This is a genomic window from Rhizobium indicum, assembly GCF_005862305.2.
Classification (GTDB): Bacteria; Pseudomonadota; Alphaproteobacteria; order Rhizobiales; family Rhizobiaceae; genus Rhizobium; species Rhizobium indicum.
This window is the reverse complement of the sequence record NZ_CP054022.1, coordinates 583,159-600,713: the sequence shown is the minus strand read 5'-3', so window position 1 is coordinate 600,713 and position 17,555 is coordinate 583,159. Positions and strand designations below refer to the sequence as shown.

At 61.0% G+C, this 17,555-nt stretch carries 15 protein-coding genes; 9 read left to right on the top strand and 6 right to left on the bottom strand.

The genetic code is table 11. The features are described from left to right. Nucleotides 1–99 precede the first annotated feature (99 nt). The 3 genes from FFM53_RS27170 to FFM53_RS27160 are packed head-to-tail and all read left to right on the top strand — an operon-like array spanning nucleotide 100 to nucleotide 2,511. On the top strand, nucleotides 100–1,005 hold the full coding sequence (locus FFM53_RS27170; RefSeq protein WP_138388698.1) for a LysR family transcriptional regulator: 906 nt from the start codon (nucleotides 100–102) through the stop codon (nucleotides 1,003–1,005). Nucleotides 1,006–1,062: 57 nt separating this feature from the next. Continuing rightward, nucleotides 1,063–2,193: an HPP family protein gene (locus FFM53_RS27165; protein WP_138388699.1), complete on the top strand. Its 1,131-nt coding sequence runs from the start codon at nucleotides 1,063–1,065 to the stop codon at nucleotides 2,191–2,193. Between the two features lie 39 nt (nucleotides 2,194–2,232). Further along, on the top strand, nucleotides 2,233–2,511 hold the full coding sequence (locus FFM53_RS27160; protein ID WP_018445068.1) for a DUF6522 family protein: 279 nt from the start codon (nucleotides 2,233–2,235) through the stop codon (nucleotides 2,509–2,511). Between the two features lie 50 nt (nucleotides 2,512–2,561). Here the strand turns inward: FFM53_RS27160 and FFM53_RS27155 are convergent, their stop codons facing one another. The 5 genes from FFM53_RS27155 to FFM53_RS27135 form a co-directional block, all read right to left on the bottom strand. Beyond that, nucleotides 2,562–3,296: an ABC transporter ATP-binding protein gene (locus FFM53_RS27155; RefSeq protein WP_138388700.1), complete on the bottom strand. Its 735-nt coding sequence runs from the start codon at nucleotides 3,294–3,296 to the stop codon at nucleotides 2,562–2,564. Then, complete coding sequence (locus FFM53_RS27150; RefSeq protein ID WP_138388701.1) at nucleotides 3,293–4,111, bottom strand: ABC transporter ATP-binding protein; 819 nt, start codon at nucleotides 4,109–4,111, stop codon at nucleotides 3,293–3,295. Before FFM53_RS27150 ends, FFM53_RS27155 begins: the two co-directional genes overlap by 4 nt. Beyond that, nucleotides 4,108–5,418 (bottom strand): high-affinity branched-chain amino acid ABC transporter permease LivM, encoded by a 1,311-nt coding sequence (gene livM, locus FFM53_RS27145; RefSeq protein WP_138388702.1) that lies wholly within the window; start codon nucleotides 5,416–5,418, stop codon nucleotides 4,108–4,110. Before livM ends, FFM53_RS27150 begins: the two co-directional genes overlap by 4 nt. Nucleotides 5,419–5,433: 15 nt before the next feature. Continuing rightward, on the bottom strand, nucleotides 5,434–6,351 hold the full coding sequence (locus FFM53_RS27140; RefSeq protein ID WP_138388703.1) for an ABC transporter permease subunit: 918 nt from the start codon (nucleotides 6,349–6,351) through the stop codon (nucleotides 5,434–5,436). A 179-nt stretch (nucleotides 6,352–6,530) separates the two neighbouring features. Then, on the bottom strand, nucleotides 6,531–7,646 hold the full coding sequence (locus FFM53_RS27135) for an ABC transporter substrate-binding protein (protein ID WP_138388704.1): 1,116 nt from the start codon (nucleotides 7,644–7,646) through the stop codon (nucleotides 6,531–6,533). Nucleotides 7,647–7,952: 306 nt separating this feature from the next. Between FFM53_RS27135 and FFM53_RS27130 the strand changes: the two genes are divergently transcribed. Genes FFM53_RS27130 through FFM53_RS27105 form a run of 6 tightly spaced genes read left to right on the top strand, consistent with a single transcriptional unit; the run spans nucleotide 7,953 to nucleotide 16,656 of the window. After that, nucleotides 7,953–10,034: a hydantoinase/oxoprolinase family protein gene (locus tag FFM53_RS27130; protein WP_138388705.1), complete on the top strand. Its 2,082-nt coding sequence runs from the start codon at nucleotides 7,953–7,955 to the stop codon at nucleotides 10,032–10,034. Nucleotides 10,035–10,056: 22 nt separating this feature from the next. Continuing rightward, on the top strand, nucleotides 10,057–11,712 hold the full coding sequence (locus FFM53_RS27125) for a hydantoinase B/oxoprolinase family protein (protein WP_425504967.1): 1,656 nt from the start codon (nucleotides 10,057–10,059) through the stop codon (nucleotides 11,710–11,712). Beyond that, nucleotides 11,709–12,920: a pyridoxal phosphate-dependent aminotransferase gene (locus FFM53_RS27120; protein ID WP_173883662.1), complete on the top strand. Its 1,212-nt coding sequence runs from the start codon at nucleotides 11,709–11,711 to the stop codon at nucleotides 12,918–12,920. The genes FFM53_RS27125 and FFM53_RS27120 overlap by 4 nt, the downstream gene beginning before the upstream one ends. A gap of 12 nt (nucleotides 12,921–12,932) precedes the next feature. Next, nucleotides 12,933–13,745 (top strand): NAD-dependent epimerase/dehydratase family protein, encoded by an 813-nt coding sequence (locus tag FFM53_RS27115; RefSeq protein WP_138388707.1) that lies wholly within the window; start codon nucleotides 12,933–12,935, stop codon nucleotides 13,743–13,745. A 9-nt stretch (nucleotides 13,746–13,754) separates the two neighbouring features. After that, nucleotides 13,755–14,948: an NAD(P)/FAD-dependent oxidoreductase gene (locus FFM53_RS27110; protein ID WP_138388708.1), complete on the top strand. Its 1,194-nt coding sequence runs from the start codon at nucleotides 13,755–13,757 to the stop codon at nucleotides 14,946–14,948. Nucleotides 14,949–14,970: 22 nt separating this feature from the next. Next, nucleotides 14,971–16,656 carry a thiamine pyrophosphate-binding protein gene (locus FFM53_RS27105; RefSeq protein ID WP_138388709.1) on the top strand — a complete coding sequence of 562 codons (1,686 nt, stop codon included), beginning with the start codon at nucleotides 14,971–14,973 and terminating at the stop codon, nucleotides 16,654–16,656. 146 nt (nucleotides 16,657–16,802) lie between these two features. Here the strand turns inward: FFM53_RS27105 and FFM53_RS27100 are convergent, their stop codons facing one another. Next, nucleotides 16,803–17,534, bottom strand: a complete 732-nt coding sequence (locus FFM53_RS27100; RefSeq protein ID WP_138388710.1) for a FadR/GntR family transcriptional regulator — start codon at nucleotides 17,532–17,534, stop codon at nucleotides 16,803–16,805. Nucleotides 17,535–17,555: the final 21 nt, after the last annotated feature.

The following is a 17,555-nucleotide window of genomic DNA, read 5'->3' as shown; positions in this document are numbered from 1 at the left end:
CATGTTTTTCGTCCGATGCCGAAACCGGCTTGAGCTGCGGCGATGATTTTTATATAGAGAATTATCTATCGTCTTAATTCCGGAAATGAGATCCTTTCATTGGACCTTTCATCGATCGAGATATTCCTCGCTGTTGCCAGCGACCGCAGTGTTACCAAGGCTGCCAAGGCCGTAGGGCGGGTGCCGTCGAATGTGACGACGCGCGTCCAGCAATTGGAGGAGGATCTCGGCGTTTCGCTCTTCAGCCGTGACGGCAAGAAGATGACGTTGACACGCGAGGGCGAGACGTTTCTCGCCTATGCCAACCGGCTTATGGCGCTTGCGCTCGAAGCGCGCCAGGCCGTGCGGCCTCTCGCCCCATCAGGGACATTGCGGGTCGGCACCATGGAGAGCACGGCGGCAAGCAGGCTGCCGGCGGCGCTGACGCAATTCAATCAGATGTGGCCGGAGGTGTCGCTTCATCTGACGATGGGGGCGTCTCGCGATCTGACCCGCGACGTTCTCTCTGATGCGCTGGATTGTGCGCTGATTGCCCGCCTGCCGAAGACGATGCGCGAGGAAGACTCGAGCTTCGATGCCGAACTCAAGGCGCTCGAGATCGAGCCGGTCTTTGTCGAGGACCTGTTGATCGTGTTGCCGTCCGGGCATCCCTCCATCAAATCCGCCGCCGACCTGCGTGTCGGGTCGCTCGCCGCTTTGGAGCCCGGTTGCACCTATCGCCGGATCGCCGAAAACTGGGCGCGCAAATCGAGCGCCCTGCCGACGAGCGAACTCGGCTCCTACCACGCGATCCTGGCGAGCGTTGCGACCGGCAACACGGCGGGTGTCATGCCGCGATCCGTCCTTGACCTCATGCACTGGCCGACGCCTGTCCAGACCCACCAGCTAGGCCCCGTCGAGACGCTGCTCGTCTATCGCAAGAATGATCGCCCCAGCGCCTTCAACGCATTCCACGAAGTCCTCAGCGCGACAAAAGGCAGAGATGTCAGGCTGGCGACAAACTAGTCCGCACGTCTTCCTCTTTGGTCCGCTAGATAATCCTCGCTTAAAATTGGTCTTGTCATGCAGTATCCCGTTTCCCCGAAAGTGGGACCGAGCCGCTTCCGCCGCTTCCGCTTGTTCTCACCTATATTGGCCGGTGCGACCTTACGAGAGCGATTGATTGCATGTCTCGGCGCTTTGCTGGCCATCGGTCTCACCGGCGTCATCAGCGGCTATATGTTCGGGCAGGGGCCACATCTTCCGCTGATCGTCGCGCCGATGGGCGCGTCCGCGGTGCTGCTTTTTGCGGTGCCGGCAAGCCCGCTTGCACAGCCTTGGTCGATCATCGGCGGCAATACCATTTCCGCCCTGATGGGGATTATTGCTGCCTATTTCATCCGCGATCCGATCATCGCGACCGGCGTCGGCGTTTCGCTTGCCATCGGCGCGATGTCCTTCACGCGCTGCCTTCATCCGCCAGGAGGAGCGGCTGCGCTGACCGCCGTGCTCGGCGGTCCTGTCGTTGCCGGCTGGGGATTCCTTTTTCCCTTCGTGCCCGTCGCTTTAAACTCCTGCATTCTCGTCGGCCTTGGCCTGCTGTTCCACAAGCTTTCCAAGCGGAATTATCCGCACGTCGTTCCAAAGCCGGCGGAGAACACCCATCAGACGATCGACCTGCCATCAGCCGTGCGGGTGGGTTTTCGCGAGGAGGATGTCGATGCGGCCCTTGAGGCGCTCGACGAAACCTTCGATATCGACCGGGCAGACCTTAGCCGGCTGCTGCAGCAGGTCGAGCTGCAAGCGGCCATCCGCTCAAACGGCAAGATCAACTGTGCCGATATCATGTCGCGCGACGTGATCGCCATTGGCGAAGCTTCGGAACCGGATGCCGCACGGCATCTTCTTTTGAAGCACAATATCCGTACGCTGCCGGTGAAGGACCCGGAGGGCCGTCTCGTCGGCGCTGTCGGCTTGCGGGAGTTGTCGATGAGCACCGAGACCATCGGGCATGCGATCTCGAGGCCAGCAGTGGCGAGACCTTCGGATCCTGTTCTGTCGCTGTTGCCCGTCCTGACAGACGGGCGCACGCATGCCGTCATCATCGTCGACGACGATTACCGCATCCTTGGCCTGATATCTCAGACGGATCTGCTGAGCGCAGTAGCGCGGCTGCTGCCAAAGGAGGACAATGCGATTCCGGCGGTGGCCTGAGCCGGCCGTGAGCGTGGAACTTAGCTGGAGAAAAAATCGGTGCTGATTGAGCGCGATTCAAATGGCGATTTTATCCTGGAATCATCGGAGCTGGCGAAACGGTTCGGATTGTCGCTGGCCGATCTTCGCCGCCACATGCGCCATGGTTCCGTCGTCAGTTCCGTGGAAATCGGGACTGCCGAACATGAGGGGACAAAACGCGTGTCGCTTCGGCTCGGCAACAGGCTTTGGCAAGCCGTTCTGAACGATGAAAATGAAGTGCAGCAGGAACAGATGACCGTTCTTCGGGGTAAATCCTCCGGACGGCATCCGCGCTAAATCGACGCCAGCTGTCGGCAGATTGGCCATGCCGGCTGGAAGCCCCTTGTTCAGTGCAGTCCGAGATAGGCTTTGCGGACCTCTTGGTTATCGAGCAGGGCGGCGCTGTCGCCGGAAAGGTGGATGCGGCCGTTGACCATGACATAGGCCCGCTGCGACAGCTTCAGTGCATGGTTGGCGTTCTGCTCGACGAGAAATATCGTTTTGCCCATCGCAGCGATCTCCCGCAAAACTTCGAAAACGCGCTTGACGATCAGCGGCGCCAAGCCGAGCGACGGTTCATCGAACAGGATCAGCTCGGGCCGCGCCATCATGGCGCGGGCGATGGCGAGCATCTGCTGTTCGCCGCCCGACATGGTGCCGGCGGTCTGATTTCGGCGCTCCTTGAGGCGCGGGAAGAGCTCGAACATGGTGTTCCGGTCTTCTTCGAAGCGGGCCATGCCGATTGGCGTCGTGCCCATCATCATATTCTCTTCGACGGACATCTCCTGAAAGATCTGACGACCTTCCGGAACGAGCGCGATGCCGCGCCGGGAAATCCTGCTTGTCGGCATCTGGGAGATATCTTCGCCGCGATGCAGTATCTTGCCGGATGAGGCGCGCGGCGCGCCGAAGATGGAGGAAAGCAGCGTGGTCTTGCCGGCGCCGTTTGCGCCGATCAGGCTGACGATCTCACCGGCTGAGATATGGACGTTTACCGCCTTCAGCGCTTCTACCGGGCCGTAATGGGCGTGAACGCCGGCGAATTCGAGAAGCGGTACCTGCGTGTCGGACGACTGGCTCATGCTGGTACCTCTTCTTCGCTGACCCCGAGATAAGCGGCGACGACGGCCGGGTCGTTGGCGACATACTCAGGCGTGCCGTCGGAGATCACCTCGCCATGATCGAGCACGACGATGTGGTTCGAAATGCGCATGACGAGACCCATGTCGTGCTCGATGACGAGAACCGTCTGCTTGTGATCGGTACAGAGCCGTTGGATGACCTCCGCCAGATCGAGCGTTTCGGAGGGGTTGAGGCCCGCGGCCGGTTCGTCGAGGCATATGAGGCTTGGACCCGTGCACATGGCGCGGGCAATCTCGACGCGGCGCTGCCGGCCGTAGGGCAGTTCGCCGGCAAGACGGTTGGCGTCGTCGGCAAGCTTCATCTGTCCAAGCCAGTGATAGGCGCGGTCGACGGCGTCTGCCTCGGCCTTGCGAAACGCCCCGGTTCGGAAAACGCCGCTGAGAATATTGTTGCGGGTGGCCAGATGCTGGGCGACCAGAAGGTTCTCGATGACCGACATTTCCTTGAACAGGCGGATGTTCTGGAACGTCCTGGCAATCCCGGCGCGCGTCACGAGGTGCGAGCCGCCGGTCATCGGTTTCGTCACCAATTGGCCGATATCCGTCGGACCATCGCGTCCGTTCAGCATGATGCGGCCTTCGCTGGAGCGGTAGAATCCGGTGATGCAGTTGAACATCGTCGTCTTGCCGGCGCCGTTGGGGCCGATCAGGGCGGTGACATCACCGCGTTCGACGGAGAAGCTGACGTCCCGGTTGGCGACGATGCCGCCGAAACGCATGGTGACATTCTGCACTTCGAGGATGGGTTCGTTCATCGCCCCGCCTCCGCCTTGCCCTCAAAGGACAGTTCGGTGCCGATGCCTTCTTTCATCGAGCTCGGAAAGAATGCCGGACGCTTGATGCGGACCAGGCCGCGCGGTTTCCAGATCATCATCACCACCATCAGGATGCCGAAGACCAGAACGCGGTATTCGGCAAACTCACGCAGAAGCTCCGGAAGAATGGTGAGAACGAGAGCTGCCGAGATGACGCCTGCCGTCGATCCGAGGCCACCGAGCACGACGATGGCGAGGATCAGCGCGGATTCGAAGAAGGTGAAGGAGGTCGGGTTCACGAAGCCCTGTTGCGCGGCGAAGAAGACGCCGGCGAGGCCGCCCGTGGAGGCGCCGAGCATGAAGGCCGTGAGCTTTGTGAAGACGTGATTGACGCCGAGCGAACGGCAGGCGATCTCGTCTTCCCGCAGCGCTTCCCACATGCGGCCAAGAGGGATGACGCGCAGCCGCTCCACGGCGTAGATGACGAAGCAGACGATGAGAAACAGCACGAAATAGAGGAACCAGAACCGGTAGTCCGCACTGTAGGGGATGCCCAGATATTCATGAATGGGAACGCCGCCCTGTTTGGCCGTACGGGTGAATTCGAGGCCGAGGAAGGTGGGTGCCGGAACCGGAGCGCCGTTGGGGCCGCCGGTGAATTCCAGCCAGTTGTTCAGCACCAGACGAATGATTTCGCCGAATCCGAGCGTGACGATGGCAAGATAGTCGCCATGCATCTTGAGAACGGGGAAGGCGAGGATCATGCCGAAGAGACCGGCCAGAAAAGGCGCAAGGACCAGAGCGCCCCAGAACCCGATGCCGAGATATTCCGACCCGAGCGCCAGGAGATAGGCTCCGACGGCGTAGAAGGCGACGTAGCCAAGGTCCAGCAGACCCGCAAGCCCGACGACGATGTTGAGCCCCAGGCCGAGCAGGCAATATATCAAGGCGAGGATCGCAATGCCTAGGAAGTATTTGTCGGCAAAGAACGGCAGGCTCAACCCGGCGAAAAACAACAGGGCAAGGACCAGCATCGGCGACCGTTCCTTGCCGGTCATGACGGTCACACCGGCGCCGTTGCCTGCCATGCCCCGGGTGAGCTTTCGGCCGAGGCTGCTCATCTGGAACAGCGAGAGTGCCGATCGGCCTGCCGTGACGACGGCCGCCAACAACACCGCGCGCATCAATTCGTTCGTGAACGAAAATCCGTCGAGCACCAGCCCCGAGATCGGGCCGAACAGGATGAGGGAGACCGTAAAAGTGAGGAGTGCTTGCTTGAAGAGTGCGCGAAGGCGGTTGGATTCCATGGTTCGTGCTCCTCTTCAGACTTTTTGGATTTCCGCCCGGCCAAGCAGGCCATACGGTCGGAAAAACAGGAGAGTGATGAGCAATGCGAAGGCGAAGACGTCCTTGTAGTCGGTGCTGACATAGCCGGCGAACAGAGCCTCGGTCAGGCCGAGGACGATGCCGCCGAGTACGGCGCCGGGCAGCGAGCCGATCCCGCCGAGAACCGCGGCCGTGAAGGCCTTGATGCCCATGACAAAGCCGATGAAAAAGTTGAAGGAGCCGTAGTTGAAGGTAACGAGCGTGCCGCCGACGGCGGCAGTGGCCGCGCCCATGACGAACACCGCCGAAATGATCCGGTCGGTATTGACCCCGAGTATCGCGGAGATCCGGATATTCTGCTGGGTGGCGCGGCATTCGCGGCCGATCCTGGTGTAGTTGATCACATAGGTCAGCACGCCCATGGCGATCAGCGACGCGAACAGGATCACCGTCTGCATGTAGGTGATCTGCGCGAAGTGGGTATCGTTTCCGATGCGAAACGCCCCCTGGATGAGCGTCGGCACACCCTGGTCGCGTGCGCCCTGGGCGATCTGGACGTAGCTCTGCAGCATCAGCGAGATGCCGATGGCCGATATCAGCGGAGCAAGCTTGGTCGAGCCGCGAAGCGGACGATAGGCGACGCGCTCGATCACCCAGCCATAGACGGCGGTGATCGCGCAGCTGATCACCAGCACTGATATCAGGGCGAAGGGAACCGACTGAACACCGAAATAACCGAGAACGGCAAGCGTGATGGCGGCGATATAGGCCGATACCATATAGACGTCGCCATGGGCGAAGTTGATCATCCGGATGACGCCGTAGACCATGGTGTATCCAACCGCGATCAGGCCGTAGATCGTCCCCAGCGTGATGCCATTGAACAATTGTTGAACCAGGATGTAAAAGTCCATGGTGAACCCCTCTTATGGTTTTCGGGGATGGATAAGCCGGCCGAACCTAAAGCGCGTCGCGATCTTTCAGAGTCTCTGGTCGCGCTTTAGGTCCTTAGTTTTCCGCATGTCGTTACCGCAAAACCGCTGCACAGTTTTCCGTGACAAGCTTCAGGTCCGGCCGGCTCGGGCAAAATGCCTTACTTCACCAAGACAGGGGTTCCCTTGTCGTCGAAGTTGTAGAAGACGAACTTGAAGTCCTTGATGTCGCCCTTGGCGTCCCAGGTGATCTTGCCGATGGCGGAATCGACGGTGTTGTTGCGAAGATAGTCGGCCTGGGCCTTCAACTCGTCGCCGGCCTTCAGCGCGGCAATGACGGCCTGCGCATTGGCATAGCCATAGAGCACGTAGTTGGCCGGCGTGATGTTGGCTTTCTTCAGCGAGTTCTGGACGCCCTGCGTCGAGGGATCGGCCAGCGGATCGGGCGTTGCCGAATAATAGACGTTCTTCAGGTTTTGCGCGCCGCCGGCTGCCGCGATGAGTTCCGTCTGGGCGAAGGCGTCGCCGCTGACGACGACCACGTCGACACCCTGCTCCTTCAGCTGGCGGATCAGCGGACCGCCTTCGGGGATGAGGCCGCCGAAGTAAACGGCGTTGGCGCCGGAGCTCTTGATCTTGGTGACGAGCGCGTTGAAGTCGCGTTCGCCGCGGGTCAGGCCCTCGTACATCACAGGCTTGATTCCGCGCGCTTCGATCGTCTTCTTGACGGCGTCCACCAAGCCCTGGCCATAGGTGTCCTTGTCGTGGATGAGGGCGATCTTGTCCCGCTTCAGCGTATCCAGAATGAAGCTGCCGGCAACGACGGCCTGCTGGTCGTCACGGCCGCAGCCACGGAACAGATTGTCGAAACCGCGATCGGTGACGGTCGGATTGGTCGAGGATGGCGTCATTTCGAGTATGCCGGCATCATTGTAGATTTCGGAAGCGGGAATCGTGTTGGACGAGCAGAAATGTCCGATCACGGCCTGGACCTTGTCCTGGTCGACGAAACGATTGGCGACGGAAACGGCTTGCTTCGGTTCGCAGGCGTCGTCCCCCTTCACCAGTTCAATCTTCTTGCCATTGATGCCGCCCGACGCATTGACGTCGGTGACGTAGGCGGACACGCCGCTGAACACCTGCTCGCCAAAGGTCGCATTGGCGCCGGTATAGGGGCCGGCGACGCCGATCTTGATCGTGTCGGCCGCCAATGCGTTGGAAAACAGCAGGACGGAGGCGACGGCGGTGGCGCTAAGAAGTGTCGAGATGGATTTCATGTGTTTTTCCCTCTGGTTGAAGCCATTCGATTTTTAGTCGTTCTCGACGCGGTTCAAGTCCGCGTTCATGCTTCGTCGTTCGGCGAAGCTATTATTTTTGCTGTGTAATTCGTTCTCGTTGAAAACGCCGAGAAGGGCGAGTTTCGAGACTTTCGGGCCTTTTCTTAATTGACACTTATATGATAAGTGACATATACGAAGACCGTCAAGCGGAAATGTTGCAGTGTCGTTTGCAACAGTGAAGAATGGCGGGATGCATGGCCGCGCAGCGCGGTCTCGAAGGTTAAGAAAGCGGGGAACAAGACGGTGAGCAGCACGCCACGAAACTGCCGGGTGGGCGTCGATATCGGCGGCACCTTTACGGATATCGCTCTCGACCTCGATGGGGCGCTTCACTCGACGAAGATCCTGACGGACTATACGGCGCCGGAGCGGGCGATCCTCAAGGGTGTGAAGACCGTTGCCGACATGGCGGGCATCGCTCTTTCAGAGATCGGCATCCTCATCCATGGCACGACGCTTGCCACCAACGCACTCATCGAGCGGCGCGGCGCCAAGACCGCCTTCGTGACGACGGAAGGTTTTCGCGATGTGCTCGAGATGCGCACTGAGAACCGTTTCGAACAATATGATCTCAATATTTCCCTGCCGCCGGCTCTCATCGCGCGCGCCGACCGCTTCGTCGTGCGTGAGCGTATCGATGCGACGGGCAAGGTTCTGCTTGATCTGGATGATGCTTCGGTCGCAGCCGTCGTCGAGAAGGTCGCGGCAGGCGGCTATGAAAGTGTCGCGATCGGTTTCATCCATGCCTATGCCAATGGCGCCCACGAGATCGCCGTCCGCGACGCGATCCTGAAGCGCCTTCCTGGCCTCTCCGTTTCGATCTCGTCGGAGGTTTCTCCGCAGATGCGCGAATTCGAGCGCTTCAACACGGTCTGCGCCAATGCCTATGTCAAGCCGGCGATCAAATCCTATCTCGACCGTCTCGTCGTGTCGCTGAAGGAGATCGGCGTCGGCTGCCCGGTCTTCATGATCCATTCCGGCGGCGGGATCGTCTCGGTCGAGAGCGCCTCCGAGTTTCCGGTCCGCCTGGTCGAATCCGGTCCGGCGGGCGGCGCGATCTTCGCGGCCGACATCGCCCGTCAATATGGTCTCGACACGGTTCTTTCCTTCGACATGGGCGGCACCACCGCCAAGATCTGCCTGATCGAAAACCAGGTGCCGAAGACGGCCAAGACTTTCGAGGTCGCGCGCACCTATCGATTCCGCAAGGGATCAGGCATGCCGATTTCCATCCCGGTCGTCGAGATGGTCGAAATTGGCGCCGGCGGCGGGTCGATCGCTTCGGTCGACGCAATGCGTCAGATCCGCGTCGGGCCGCATTCGGCGGCCTCGGAGCCCGGCCCGGCCTGTTATCAGCGCGGCGGCAAGAACCCCACCGTGACCGATGCGGACCTGATCCTCGGCAAGCTCGATCCTGCCAATTTCGCCGGTGGCGCAATCCCGCTTTCCGTCGAGGCGAGCCACCAGGCGATGAGCGACGATATCGGCTCGGTCATCGGTCTCGATCCGGAAGCTTCCGCTTACGGCGCCTGCGAAATGGTTGACGAGAACATGGCCAATGCCGGCCGCGTTCACACCGTCGAGAACGGCAAGAACATTTCCGATTTCACCATGATCACCTTCGGCGGCGCAGGGCCGCTGCATGCCGCACGCCTCTGCGAAAAGATGGGTATCTCGACCTTCCTCGTTCCGCCAGGCGCCGGCGTCGGTTCGGCGATCGGTTTCCTCAAGGCGCCCTTCGGCTACGAATCCGTCCGCAGCGCCGTCTTCAACCTGTCGAATTTCGAATATGCGGAGGCCAACCGCCTCCTGGAAGCGATGAAGGCCGAAGCGCTTGGCTTCGTCGAAGGCGGGCTCGACGCCGGCTCCCCGGTGATCGAGCGCACGCTGTTCATGCGCTATGCCGGGCAGGGCTGGGATATCCCGGTCCCGCTTGCCGACGACAATTTCGACCCTGCGAGCGCCGAGACGATCGCAGCCTTGTTCGAAAGGGAATATGAGCGCTTCTTCGGCCGCGCCATCGAGGGTCTCGATATCGAGATCGTCAGCTGGTCGGTCAAGGCGAGTTCGCCGCTGCCGCCGGTCGAACGCATCCCCTCCGTCGCCGAAGGCAATGTCGTGCCGCCGGGCAAGACCCGCCGTCTGTTCGAGGCTTCCCAAGGCGCCTATCTCGAAGCCGGCATTCACGAGCGCACCGCCCTGAAGCCTGGCGACGTGATCAAGGGCCCGGCCGTCATCGTCGAGCGTGAGACCTCAACCGTTCTCACTTCCTCCTTCAAGGCCATCGTTCAGCACGACGGCTGCCTTCTCGCAACCCGGATCTGAGGATAGTCACGTGAACCAATCCATGATCGATATCCATATGCAGGTCATGTGGAACCGGCTGATCTCCGTCGTCGAGGAGCAGGCGCAGACCCTGATCCGCACGGCCTTCTCCACCTCGGTGCGCGAGGCAGGCGATCTGTCGGCGGGCGTCTTCGACCTGGAAGGCCGCATGCTGGCACAGGCGGTTACCGGCACGCCCGGCCACGTCAATGCCATGGCGGAATCCGTTGCGCATTTCATCGCCGATATCGGGCCGGACAATATCTTCGAAGGCGACGTCTACATCACCAACGATCCCTGGAAGGGAACCGGCCACCTGCACGACATCACCGTCGTCACGCCCTCCTTCCATCACGGCAAGCTGGTCGGTTATTTTGCCTCGACCGCGCATGTCGTCGATGTCGGCGGCCGCGGTTTCGGCCCGGATGCCCGCGAAGTCTATGAAGAGGGCATCTTCATTCCGATCATGAAATTCTTCGAGCGCGGCGAGCTGAACCGGACGCTCATCCATATCGTCCGAAACAATGTTCGCGAAAACGACAAGGTCGTCGGCGACTTCTATGCGCTCGCCGCCTGCAACGAAACGGGCCAGCGGCGGCTGGTCGACATGCTGACGGAATTCAATCTTCCTGATCTGTCGACGATCGGCGGCTTCATCCTCAAGCATAGCCGCGAGGCAACGCTGGAGCGGCTGAAAAACCTTCCGCATGGCTCCTGGAACTATAGCCTCGACCTCGACGGCTATGACGAGCCGGTGCATCTCGCCGCCAAGCTGAGCATCGGCCCCGATGGCGTCGTGGTCGATTTCGACGGCACCTCAGGCATGAGCAAGTTCGGCATCAATGTGCCGCTCGTCTATGCCAAGGCCTATGCCTGCTACGGCATCAAATGCGTCGTGGCGCCGGAAATTCCAAACAATGCGGCCTCGCTTGAGCCCTTCGAGGTGGTGGCGCCGGAAGGCTGCATCCTCAATGCCAAACGGCCGGCGCCGGTCGCCGTCCGCCACGTTCTCGGCCATTTCGTCCCGGATCTCGTGCTGGGCGCGCTGCATCAGGCGCTTCCAGGCCAGGTCCCGGCTGAGGGTGCGAGCGCGCTCTGGAACCTGCATATGAGCGTGCGCCCCGTCTCCGATCAGATCGGCGGCAAGGGCGCGGAAATCCTGATGTTCAATTCCGGCGGCACCGGCGCCCGCGCCACTCTCGACGGCTTGAACGCCACTGCCTTTCCGAGCGGCGTGCACACGATGCCGATCGAGGCGACGGAGAATGTCGGTCCCGTCATCATCTGGCGCAAGGAATTGCGCGAGGGGTCCGGAGGGGCCGGCGCGCAGCGCGGCGGTCTCGGCCAGATGATCGAGATCGAAGCGGCCGAGGGCTTCAGCTTCCGCTTCTCCGCCATGTTCGACAGGCTTGGCCACCCCGCGCGTGGCCGCGAAGGCGGACTGAGCGGCACGGCCGGCGCAGTTGCGCTCGACGACGGTACGGTTCTCAAGGGCAAGGGGCTGCAATTCGTGCCGGAAGGCCGGCGCCTGGTTCTGTCGCTTCCGGGCGGCGGCGGTTACGGCGATCCGGCACACCGCCCGGCTGACGCGATCGAGCACGATCTGAAACATGGATACATCACAGAGGAACAGGCTGAAGCCTACGGCAGGAGCCGGACCAAGGGAGGCGAGGCATGAATATGATTGCATTCGAAAGTACACGCGTTGCGACGATCAAGTCCTCACCGTCCATGGCGGTATCGGTCGCCGCCAAGGCGATGCGGGCCAAAGGAGAGCATGTCGTCGACCTTTCGCTCGGCGAGCCTGATTTCGAGACGCCGGATCATATCGTTCAGGCGGCGATCGAGGCCATGCGCAAGGGGCTTACCCGCTATACTGCGCCGGACGGCCTGGTGGAGCTGCGCGAAGCGATCGTCGCCAAGTTCAAACGTGAGAACGGCCTCGACTACGCCATGGATGAGATCTCCATCGGCAACGGCGCCAAGCAGATACTCTTCAATGCATTTCTGGCCACGCTGGAGCCCGGCGACGAAGTGGTCGTGCCGGCGCCTTACTGGGTCTCCTATACCGACATCGTCATCCTGCATGGCGGCATTCCCAAAACCGTGTCTTGCGGTGTCGAGGACGCCTTCAAGATCACAGCCGAGCGGCTGGAAGCAGCCATCACGCCGAAGACGCGTTGGTTCCTGTTCAATTCTCCCTCGAACCCGACGGGGGCGATCTATACGGCGGACGAACTGAAAGCGCTTGGCGCGGTGCTGGCGCGCCACCCCCACGTGGCGATCATGTCGGATGAGATCTACGAACATATCGTCTGCGGCGACGTGCCCTTCACGTCGTTCGTCGTCGCGTGCCCGGAGCTGAAGGACCGCACGCTCATCATCAACGGCGTATCCAAGGCCTATGCCATGACAGGATGGCGCCTCGGCTATGCGGCCGGTCCGCGGGAACTGACCCGGGCCTTGAACAAGCTTCAGTCCCAGAGCACGACCTGCCCGTCCTCCATCACCCAGTTTGCGGCCGCCGCAGCGCTCAACGGTCCCCAGGACTTCGTCAGGACGGCGGTTGCCGAATACAAGGCGCGTGGCGAACTGGTCGCAAGGGGCTTCAGCGCGATACCCGGTCTTGATGTCCGGGCTCCGGAAGGGGCGTTTTATCTCTTTCCGAAATGCGCCCACTATATCGGCAGGACGGCGCCAGACGGCGCCAGGATTTCCAACGATACGGAACTGGCCTCCTATCTCCTGAGGGAAGGCAAGGTCGCAACCGTTCCCGGCGCCGCTTTCGGTGTCGAACCCTATATTCGCCTTTCCTTCGCGACATCGCGTGACAATCTTGCCATTGCCATCGAGCGCACCGCCGATGCACTGGCCAAACTTCGCTAAAGGGAAAATTCGATGACCGATTATCAGCGCACGCTTCTGACCGGCGCGGCCGGCGCTCTGGGAACCCAGCTGCGCAAATCCGGAACAAGGCTTGGTAAGATCCTCAGGCTGTCTGCACGCAAGCCTTGCGACAACATCGAGCCGCACGAGGAGGATTTTCCGGCGGACCTTTCCGACTTCGACGCCGTTTCGAAAGCTGTGAAGGGCTGCGACGCCATCATTCATATGGGTGGTCAAGGGCTGGAAGCCCCCTGGAACACCATCCTCAACGCCAACATCGTCGGCAGCTACAACATCTATGAGGCGGCCCGGCAGCATGGCGTCAAGCGCATCGTCTATGCCAGCTCCGTTCACGCCATCGGTTTTTACGAACGTACCGAGACGATCGACGGCAACGTTCCAACCCGCCCCGACAGTCTCTACGGTGTGTCGAAGACCTTCGTCGAAAATCTCGGCCGTTACTATTTCGACAAGTTCGGGATCGAGACCGTGAGCCTGCGCATCGGCTCGTCCTTCCCGGAGCCGACGGACCGGCGCCACCTCATCACCTGGCTTTCCTATCGCGATTGCCGCCAGCTCGTCGAAAAGAGCCTGTCGGCCGAACGCGTCGGCTTCATGGTCGCCTATGGCATGTCCAACAACAGCCGGGCGTTCTGGGACAACCGCACGGCGGCTTCGCTTGGATACAAGCCGGAAGACAGCGCCGACGATTATGCGGACAAGGTCTTCGGCAAGACGAAACAAGGCGATCCCAACGATCCGGCGGTGCGCTTCCAGGGCGGCAGCTTTGCCGCCGCCGGCCACTATGAAGACGAGAAAAAGTGAGACGCCCTGATGCAAGCTTCCAAGTCATCCTATGACGTGGTGATCGTCGGCGGTGCAGTGGTCGGCAGTTCGACGGCATATTTTCTGGCGACCAACCCCGACTTCAACGGATCGGTCCTGGTGATCGAGAAGGACTGGACCTATCAGCGATCGGCGACGGCGCTGTCTTCCAGCTCTATCCGCCACCAGTTCTCGAATGCGATCAATGTCAAAGTCTCGCAGTTCGGGACGGAGTTCATCCGCAACTTCAAGGAAAACGTGGCTGTCGACGACGACACGCCCGAGATTGGTTTTCACGAGGCCGGTTATCTGTTCCTCGCCGAGGATGATCGTGGCGATCAGGTTCTCAGGCGCAATCACGAAACCCAGATCTCGTGCGGCGCGGAAGTCACGCTGCTCGATCCTGATGGTCTCGGCCGGCGGTTTCCCTGGCTGAACCTCGAAGGACTGACACTCGGCAGCACCGGCGAGCGGGGCGAGGGCTGGTTCGACAGCGTCGGTCTGCTGCAGGGCTTTCGCAAGAAAGCGCGCGCGCTCGGCGTCGAATACATCGAAGACGAAGTTTTTGCCGTCAATAGAGAGGGAGACCGCATCGTTTCCGTGTCGACGAAGAGCGGCCAGACGATCGCCTGCGGCACGATGGTCAATACATCAGGAACCAACGGCAAGAAAATCGCTGGGATGGCCGGGCTCGACGTTCCCGTGGAGCCGCGCCGACGCTCGCTGTTCGTCGTCGATTGCCGCACGCCTCTGGAAGGAAAAGTGGGCCTGACGATCGATCCTACCGGCGTCTTCTTCCGGCCCGAGGGCAAGTTCTACCTGATGGGCACCTATCCCAAACATGACCCTGAGGTAGACCCCAACGATTTCGATGTCATGCACGACGAATTCGATGAGGAAATCTGGCCGATCATGGCGAACCGGGTTCCGGCATTCGAGGCAATCAAGGTCGTCAACTCCTGGGCCGGCCACTATGACTATTGCACCCTCGATCACAATGTCGTCCTCGGACCGCATACCGAGGTCGGCAATTTCCTGTTCGCAAACGGCTTCTCGGGGCACGGTCTCCAGCAGTCGCCGGCGATGGGACGGGGTCTCTCGGAACTGATTACCTATGGCGGCTTCAAGACCCTTGATCTTTCGCCATTCGGCTACGAGCGGGTAGTAGCACAGCGCCCCTTCCTCGAAGACGCCGTCATTTAACGAACAGCAGAGGGGCTCCCCGATGAAAAACGAAACATTGAAGCGCAGCGGCGGCCAGGTGCTCGTCGATGCCTTGCGCATCCATGGTGTCGAGCGCGTGTTCGGCGTGCCGGGCGAAAGCTATCTTGCTGCCCTCGACGCCCTTCACGACGTGGAAGACGCCATCGAATTCATCGTCTGTCGGCAGGAAGGCGGCGCTGCCTACATGGCGGAAGCCTACGGCAAGATGACCGGCAAACCCGGCATCTGCTTCGTGACCCGCGGGCCGGGCGCGACGAACGCGTCCGTGGGCGTGCATACGGCCTTCCAGGATTCGACACCGATGATCCTGTTCATCGGGCAGGTGGCGCGCGATCAGATGGAGCGCGAAGCGTTCCAGGAGATCGATTATCGCCGCATGTTCGGCCAGATGGCGAAGTGGGTCGTCGAGATCGAGGATGCCGCCCGCATTCCCGAGCTCATCAGCCAGGCATTCCACCGAGCGGTCAACGGCCGGCCCGGGCCGGTGGTCGTCGCCCTTCCCGAAGACATGCTGACCGATATGGTCGATGTCGCCGACACCCCGCCCTACAAGCGGGTCGAGGGCTTTGCCGGCCCGCAGCAATTCGAGGAATTGCTCGGCCTTCTCTCCGAGGCGAAGCGCCCGATGGTCGTCGTCGGCGGCGGCGGCTGGACGCAGCAGGCCGTTGCCAACCTGAAGGTATTTTCGGAAGCCTTCGGCCTGCCCGTCGCCGCTTCTTTCCGCTGCCAGGACCTGTTCGACAATACGCACGAAAACTATGCCGGCGACCTCGGCCTTGCGGCAGGGCCGAAGCTGATCCGTCATGTGAAGGATTGCGACCTGCTGATCTCCATCGGCGCCCGCCTTGGGGAGATGACGACAGGCGCCTATACGCTGATCGACATTCCGGTTCCGAAGCATTTGCTCGTTCACATCCATCCGGGCGCGGAGGAACTGGGGCGCGTTTATCACGCGCGATTGCCGATCAATGCCAGCGTCGCTGGTTTCCTGTCGCAGGCGGCAAAGCTGAAGCCATTAGCTGCCCCGGTATGGAAGGATTGGACCAGGACGGCCCATGCCGACTACCTCGAAAACCTCGATCATCCCAAGGTGCCGGGTCCGGTGCAGATGGGCGATATCATGGAATGGCTGCGCGGACATCTCAAACCGGATGCCATCCTGACCACCGGCGCCGGCAATTATTCCGCCTGGGCGCATCGCTTCTATCAGTATCGCACCTTTCGCACCCAGCTCGGACCGACGAACGGTTCCATGGGCTACGGCGTGCCGGCGGCGATCGCTGCCAAGATCACCGATCCCGCGCGCACGGTCGTTGCCTTCGCCGGCGACGGATGTTTCCTGATGAACGGTCAGGAACTCGCAACCGCCATGCAGTATGACGCTCGCGTCATCTTTCTCGTCATCAACAACGGCATGTATGGCACGATCCGCATGCATCAGGAGCGTGAGTATCCCGGCCGCGTCTCCGGCACCCGCCTGACGAATCCGGATTTTGCCTCGCTGGCGCGATCTTATGGCCTCCACGGTGAGACGGTGGAAAAGACCGAGGATTTCGCCGGCGCCTTCGAACGCTGCGAGTTATCCGGCAAGCCGGGTCTCATCGAAATCCGGATCGACCCGGAAGCGCTGACACCGAAAATGAGCCTGACGCAAATTCGCGACCAGGCGATCGCCCAGGGAAAGTGATCGCAGCAAAAGGCGCCGCCTCAAAAAGCCGGGCGGCGCCTCAGCAGACCAGCGGAAAGTGAAGCCGCTTGAGGGGCGTGGAAAAGGGCGAGATAGGAGCGCAGGATGTGTCGCAGCAGGCGGATCATCCTTTCCTTCCCCCTGACTTAATCCTCGGTTTCGCTACTCGTCGGCTCATTGAGCATCGTGCGGTAACGATGGAGGCTTTCCTCCAGATGGACGATCAGCGCGGCCTTCGCAGCCTTGGCATCACCCTGGGTGATGGCGGCCAGGATAGCGGCATGTTCCTTGTTGATTTTCTTCAGGTAGGTGCTGTAGCCGCGCGCCGATTGGCGATGCTTGAGCACGAGGTCGAAATTGATGCTCTCTATCACCGCTTCCAGAAAACTCGGGAAGTGGGGATTGCGGGTGGCGCGGGCGATCGCGAGATGGAATTCGAAATCGGCGCGTGCCTCGACCTCGGCATCCTCAGTCACCAGGTTTTCGAGGTTGTCGTAGGCGCGGGCAATTTCAGCCAGCGCCTCCGGCGTGCGCCTCGACGCGGCAAGGGCGACGGATTGGATCTCGACGCCGAGCCGCAATTCCAGGATCTGCATCGCGGAACGAATATCCTCGATGCGGCTGATTTCGAAATTGAGGGTCTTTGCGTCCTTGTCGCTCACATAGACGCCGGCACCCTGTCGCGTCGTGACCCTTCCGCCCACCTTAAGAGAGGTGAGCGCCTCGCGAATGACGGTTCGGGACACGCCGAACTCTTCGCACAGCTGGGCGCTTGACGGAATTTTCTCGCCGGGAGCATAAAGGCCGGAGTCGATCCGTTCCATCAGCTTCGCAACGACGATTTCCGCAAGATTGCCTCGTTGCGTGATGATTGACACTGGTTTGCTCCGATTTTCACG

What these genes read in the sequence shown, in the direction of transcription:
- FFM53_RS27150 (WP_138388701.1), bottom strand. Translation starts at nt 4,111, where the DNA reads ATGAACGAACCCATCCTCGAAGTGCAGAATGTCACCATGCGTTTCGGC.
- FFM53_RS27110 (WP_138388708.1), top strand. Translation starts at nt 13,755, where the DNA reads ATGCAAGCTTCCAAGTCATCCTATGACGTGGTGATCGTCGGCGGTGCA.
- FFM53_RS27140 (WP_138388703.1), bottom strand. Translation starts at nt 6,351, where the DNA reads ATGGACTTTTACATCCTGGTTCAACAATTGTTCAATGGCATCACGCTG.
- FFM53_RS27165 (WP_138388699.1), top strand. Translation starts at nt 1,063, where the DNA reads ATGCAGTATCCCGTTTCCCCGAAAGTGGGACCGAGCCGCTTCCGCCGC.
- livM (WP_138388702.1), bottom strand. Translation starts at nt 5,418, where the DNA reads ATGGAATCCAACCGCCTTCGCGCACTCTTCAAGCAAGCACTCCTCACT.
- FFM53_RS27115 (WP_138388707.1), top strand. Translation starts at nt 12,933, where the DNA reads ATGACCGATTATCAGCGCACGCTTCTGACCGGCGCGGCCGGCGCTCTG.
- FFM53_RS27105 (WP_138388709.1), top strand. Translation starts at nt 14,971, where the DNA reads ATGAAAAACGAAACATTGAAGCGCAGCGGCGGCCAGGTGCTCGTCGAT.
- FFM53_RS27135 (WP_138388704.1), bottom strand. Translation starts at nt 7,646, where the DNA reads ATGAAATCCATCTCGACACTTCTTAGCGCCACCGCCGTCGCCTCCGTC.
- FFM53_RS27125 (WP_425504967.1), top strand. Translation starts at nt 10,057, where the DNA reads ATGATCGATATCCATATGCAGGTCATGTGGAACCGGCTGATCTCCGTC.
- FFM53_RS27120 (WP_173883662.1), top strand. Translation starts at nt 11,709, where the DNA reads ATGAATATGATTGCATTCGAAAGTACACGCGTTGCGACGATCAAGTCC.
- FFM53_RS27155 (WP_138388700.1), bottom strand. Translation starts at nt 3,296, where the DNA reads ATGAGCCAGTCGTCCGACACGCAGGTACCGCTTCTCGAATTCGCCGGC.